At 38.3% G+C, this 6,611-nt stretch carries 1 protein-coding gene; it reads left to right on the top strand.

Annotated features, from left to right (window positions below; all coding sequences use genetic code 11):
- A partial coding sequence (locus ACP6PK_RS13150) for a proprotein convertase P-domain-containing protein (RefSeq protein ID WP_426559988.1) occupies positions 1-6,611 on the top strand: 6,611 nt, incomplete at both ends.

Genomic DNA, 6,611 nt, shown 5'->3' with positions numbered 1-6,611 from the left:
TACAGAAAATACAGATTCTCAGACAACAGAAAATTCTGATAATTCAGAACCTACAGAAACAGAAACTCCTATTGACCCTTTTGCTCAAGATGAGAATGCTGATGTGACTATTTCGGCTGAAAATTTAGGGGAATTATCAGGGGATGTTATTCTTCTAGCTGATAATGATATAACAATCAATGAAAAGATAGAAACTGATTCATCTGTAGAATTAAAAGCTGGTCGAAGTATTAATATAAATGCGGATATTGATACATCAGTTGGAAATGGAAATATTGATTTGTTTGGTAATAATGATGAGATGAATATTGCTAACCGGAGTAACGGGAAAGCTTCAATTAATCAATTAGATGGAACGACCTTAAATGCCGGAAGTGGAACTATTAATATTCAGTTAGGAAATTTAGGAGAAGTAGGTGATATAAATCTAGCTTCTTTAACTACAACAGGAGAGGTTTTAGTTAATGCTAATGGGGGAAATATTGCTAGAGTTTCATCAAATTCTTTGATTAATGCGGGTAGTGTTTTATTTCAAACTTCTGGGGATGGAGGAATAGGTTTAATTGATGCACCTTTGCGGTTGAATGTAGAAAATTTAGAGGCAGTTTCTGGCAGTGGTGGAATATTTTTTGATGTAGGAAATGTGAATATAGGTGGGGTGAGTGAAGAGGTGGATGGTATTGTTACTGCTGGAGGAGATATTGATATTAAGAGTGATGAAGATGTTACCTTATCAGAAAGTATTTCTACTATTGAAACAGCAGAGAATAATTCAGAGGTTGAAGCTACAGAAAATACAGAAATTACTGATAATTCAGAGACAACAGAAAATACAGAAATCAACTCCAAAGTAGAATTAAAAGCTAGTAGAAGTATTAATATAAATGCGGATATTGATACATCAGTTACTAATGGAAACATTTACATACTTGGTAATAATGATGAGATGAATATTGCTAACCGGAGTAACGGGAAAGCTTCAATTAATCAATTAGATGGAACGACCTTAAATGCCGGAAGTGGAACTATTAATATTCAGTTAGGAAATTTAGGAGAAGTAGGTGATATAAATCTAGCTTCTTTAACTACAACAGGAGAGGTTTTAGTTAATGCTAATGGGGGAAATATTGCTAGAGTTTCATCAAATTCTTTGATTAATGCGGGTAGTGTTTTATTTCAAACTTCTGGGGATGGAGGAATAGGTTTAATTGATGCACCTTTGCGGTTGAATGTAGAAAATTTAGAGGCAGTTTCTGGCAGTGGTGGAATATTTTTTGATGTAGGAAATGTGAATATAGGTGGGGTGAGTGAAGAGGTGGATGGTATTGTTACTGCTGGAGGAGATATTGATATTAAGAGTGATGGAAATGTGACTTTAACGGAAACTATTTCTACTATAGAAACAGTAGAGAATAATTCTGAGATTTCTTCTACAGAAAATGTCGAAAATTCAGAAATAGTAGAGAATAATTCTGAGATTTCTTCTACAGAAAATACAGAAATTGCTGATAATAATGATGTAGGTGGTTCGATAAATATTGAAGCTACGGGAGATATTATTGCTACGGGTAGTGGAATCAAAGGTGGTGGAGAAAGTGTTTCTTTGTCTGCTACTAATATTAGGATAAATGATGAATTTGAGGAGACTTCTGGGGATGCGGATATTAAGTTGGAGGCGACAAATGATATTACTGTTGAGGATATAGATGATGATGTGCTGGAATTTCAACCAGGGGGTGGCGAGATAGAATTTCGTGCAGATGTAGATGGGGATGGAATTGGTGTTGTAGAGATGTTGGATAATGAGGCGGATGATGGGAGCGATCAGAATACCTTTGAGAATGGAGCAGATACTATTAAGACTAATGGGCGGAATTTGACTATTGCAGGTGCTGAAATTGTTTTGGGGAATATTGATACTTCCAGTCCTCTGCCTGTTTTTTTTGGTGGGGAGTTGTTGGCAACTATAGATGTAGATGAGGGGGGAGCAATACCAGCAGAAGGTACCGAAGGCACTGCAACATTTACTTTTACTGTAGACGGTGACTTGGAAACTATAGAAAATCTAGATGTACGCTTTTCTGCTGAACATACTTACGATGGAGACTTAGTAGTCGATCTGAAATCACCCGAAGGGAAGGAAATAACACTTTTTGCAGGTGTTGGTGGTTCGGATGATAACTTTCAGGATACTTTGTTGGATGATAATGCTTCTACAGGTATTAGCTCTGGCAATGCTCCGTTTGATGGTACATATCGTCCCCAAGAAAGTTTAGCAGAATTTAATGGAGAAAACCCTAATGGAACTTGGACTTTGAGGGTAGAAGATAGGGCTGGTGGAGATAGTGGCAGGTTATACAAAGCTGGTGATGATGCTGTTTGGGGAACAACTGCCATAGGTACACAACTGTTGCTGCGTAGTCCCCTGGTTGAAAGTGCTGGAGGAAGAGGAAGTGGAAATGGTGGAGCAATAAACCTAGAAGCAACTCACGATAATATTAGGGTAGGAAATATTCGTAGTTTTAGCGAAACTGGTGATGGGGGAAGAATTGACCTGAAAGCTAACAAAAATATTATTACAGGGTTGATTAATTCTAGTTCATCTCAAGGAAATGGAGGTAATGTTAACCTTAATTCTATATCTGGCAATATTGATACATTTTCATTGGATACTTCATCTTTTGATGGGGATGGGGGAGATATTACTATCTCTGCTGGGGATAATATTAACATTGGAAATGTAAATTCTTCATCATCGGGTGGGGATAATGGAGATAATATTGCTGCTGGAAACAGCTCTGTCGGAAATGTTACTCAGACTGCGGGTGGAAATGTTAATATTAGTATCTCTGCTGGGAGTGATATTCAGACTGCGGATGGAAATGTTAATATTAGTATCTCTGCTGGAGATATTACTCAGACGGCAACTGAAGATGCTACTATTAGTAACTCTGCTGTGAGTGATATTCAGACGACAAGTGGAAATGCTGGAGATATTACTATCTCTGCCAATGGTAATATTCAGACGGCATCTGTATCCGGTCAAAATATTACCATTGATAGTCAAAGTGGTGTCGTTGATACCTCGGCGGGTTCCCTCAATACCAAATATAACGAAGATGGAGGAAATATTCAAATTACTGCCGATGGTAATATTCAAACGGCATCTGTATCCGGTCAAAATATTACCATTGATAGTCAAAGTGGCAGCGTTGATACCTCAACAGGTTTCCTCAACACCAATTCATTTAACGAAGAAGGAGGAAATATTGAAATTACTGCTAATGGTAATATCAAAACTGCATCTGTATCTGGTCAAAATATTACCATTGATAGTCAAATTGGTGGCATTGATACCTCGGCGGGTTCCCTCAATACCAATTCATTTAACGAAGACGGAGGAAATATTGAAATTACTGCTAATGGTAATATCAAAACTGCATCTGTATCCGGTCAAAATATTACTATTGAAAGTCGTAGGGGTAACATTGATACCTCAGCAAGTTCCCTCAATGCTAGTTCAGACAATGAAGAAGGAGGAAATATTGAAATCACTGCCGATGGTAATATCAAAACGGCATCTGTATCTGGTCAAAATATTACCATTGATAGTCAACGTGGCAGCATTAATACCTTGGCGGGTTCGCTCCGTACCAGTTTATATAATCAAGATGGAGGAAATATTCAAATTACTGCCGATGGTAATATTCAGACCGCAAGTCTAAACTCCTCATCATTTGGTGAGAGTAGTGGAGATGGAGGAAATATTAATATTACCAGCAATAACGGAAATATTACTATTATTAGCGGTGATACATTTACATCAAGAAATATTCCGACTATTATCAACTCATCCTCAAAAAATGGTACTGCTGGAGATATTACTATCACTTCAGAAAGATTAATTACTTTAGCAGGTCAAGTTCTTGCTACCGGAAATACTCAGGGAGGAAACGTCAGCTTAACTAGCAAATTATCAGATGTAAATGCCAGTTTAGCTATCTTTAATCGCACATCAGAAAACGGCACAAACGGCAACCTGAATATTACGGCCAATAATGGTAGTATTGACATGGGGGAATTCAGTGGTTCACGAAACATCACTATTGCTGATGGGGGAGAAAGTGAAGAATTTAGCGATCGTCCCAATGCTAATATTACTTCAGATGCGGACAAAGTTAATGAAAAAAGTGGAGAAGTAACTTTGCAAGCACACAACGATATTACAATTAATGAATCTATTAATGCTGAGGACATTTCCAAGCTAGAATTAAGAGCTGGACGGGATATCAATATTAACGCTGACATCGATACCTCCAGTAGCAACGGTGATATTGTTCTGAGTGCGAATGACCAAGGAGCAGACCTTCAATATCGGGGTGAGGGAGCAGGAGATATAACAATGGCAGCAGACACAACTATCAATGCAGGTAGTGGAAAAATTTCGATTTCAATAGGCAACCTAGCAGAAGTAGAAGTAGGAGATATTACCTTAAGTAACCTCCAAACTACAGGAAATATTACAGTAGATGCTAACGGCGGTAACATTTTCCGCAGCTCAGAAAATTCTCTAATTACTGCTGGTAATGCTGCATTGCGAACCAAAGAGACGGGTAGTATCGGTACAGAGACAGAACCACTCAATATTAGTCTGGAAAATTTGTCAGCAAGGAGTGGTAGTGGAGGAGTGTTTTTCAACTCACCCAACCAAGGAGTCAATATCGGAAATGCTAGCAATGTTATCACCGGAATTTCTACCCAAGACGGCGGTGATATACAAGTAACAGCCAAAGGATATATTACTGTTACCGAATCCTTATTTACTGCATCTATTGAGCGATTAGGAGCCAATGAGCAATCAGGTAATATTACCCTCAAGAGTACAGAAGGTAGAATTGATACAACTGCTACTAACCTCAACTCTTCATCCATTAATGGCAGTGCAGGTAATGTTGAATTATCTGCCTCTGGGGATATCAAGACAGCCAATATTTCCGCATACTCTGAAAATGGTAATGGTGGCAATATTACAATTAAGAGCGAGAATGGTTCTATTGAAACTACTGAGGGGGCTATTAATTCTTATTCTGATAATAAGAGTGCAGGTAATGTTGAATTATCTGCCTCTGGGGATATCAAGACAGCCAATATTTCGGCATCCTCTGAAAATGGTAATGGTGGTAATATTAGTATCTCTAGCATTAGTGGCGATATCATAACAGGGTCTCTTGATGCCTCTTCCTCTTCTTATTCCTATTCCTCTATTGATATATCCTCCGAAAATGGTGATGGGGGTAACATTACTATTACTAGCAATAATGGTTCTGTTGACACTACTGGGGGATTTATCAGTTCTTATTCTGATAATGGTAGTGCAGGCAATGTTAATATATCTGCCTCTGGGGATGTTAAAACGGGAGACATTAATACATACTCTGGGAAACTTGAAAATAATGACCAGGAGACAGGTCAAACAGAGGAGACAGGTGAAAGCAATGAGAAGGTGAGAGAGGAGACAGGTAACAATGAAAGTCCTAATATAGAAGAATTAGGTAATGGTAATGGTGGTCATGTTACTATTACTAGCGAGAATGGTTCTGTTGATACTACCAATGGTTGGATTGGTACTTCTGCTAATGGTAAGGCAGGTAATGTTGAGATAACTGCTTCTGGGGATATAAATACGGGAGATATTTCTTCCTACTCTTATGTGGGTAAAGGGGGAAATATTAATATTACATCTAATAATGGTATAATTGATACAACTAAGGGTTATGCAACTCTTTTTGAACCGCTAGCAGATGACGCAAATATTACTTCAGAAGAGGTGGCCAAGAGATTTGAGAGTACAGCAGCTAATCTTGATGCTTACGCTCCAGAGGGTACTGGAGGCAATGTTACTCTTACTGCTAAAGGTGATATTACTACATACGAAATTAGTTCTTATGGTGGCAATAGTAGTGGTAACGTAAACATTATTAGCACCGAAGGAAATATTAAGACAGACGTTATCTTTTCTACAGGAGTCAATGAAAGTGGTGGAAATATTTCCATCCAAACCCAAGAAGAAGGTAATATCAATATTAATCATATTGCTACTTATTCCACCAATGGCACCGGGGGTGAAGTTAACCTAGACTCTATTGGCAATGTCATCATCAATAATATTGCCTCCTTTGGAGAACAACAGAGTGGTAACATTAGTATCAGTAGTGAAAGTGAGATTAACACGGCAAATCTCACTACCCAATCTGATGCAGGTCCGAGTGGTAATATTTTTGTCAATGGTAGAAATATTGCTACAGGTAATTTGCGTTCACTTGGTAGAACAGCCGCAGGTAAAATTCAAGTCCAAGCTAATGATGGTTCCATCCGTACAGCAGATATTGAATCTAGTTCCACTGCAGGTGAAGCAGGTGGTATTGATTTTAATGCAACTGAGGACATTGAAACGGGGGATCAGACTGTTGAGGGGGTTGAAGGTGATGCGACTATTAACAATCAAGCCGGAGGTGATATTAATACTGGAGACCAAATAGCTACTACAGAAAATGGAGATGCTACTATTAACAACCAAGCCGGACGCGATATTAATACTGGAGACCAAATAG

Origin of the sequence: Dapis hubbardiae BLCC-M172, assembly GCF_050016015.1 — a bacterium.
Taxonomy (GTDB): domain Bacteria; phylum Cyanobacteriota; class Cyanobacteriia; order Cyanobacteriales; family Microcoleaceae; genus Trichodesmium.
This window is presented reverse-complemented; position numbering and strand designations above follow the sequence as displayed.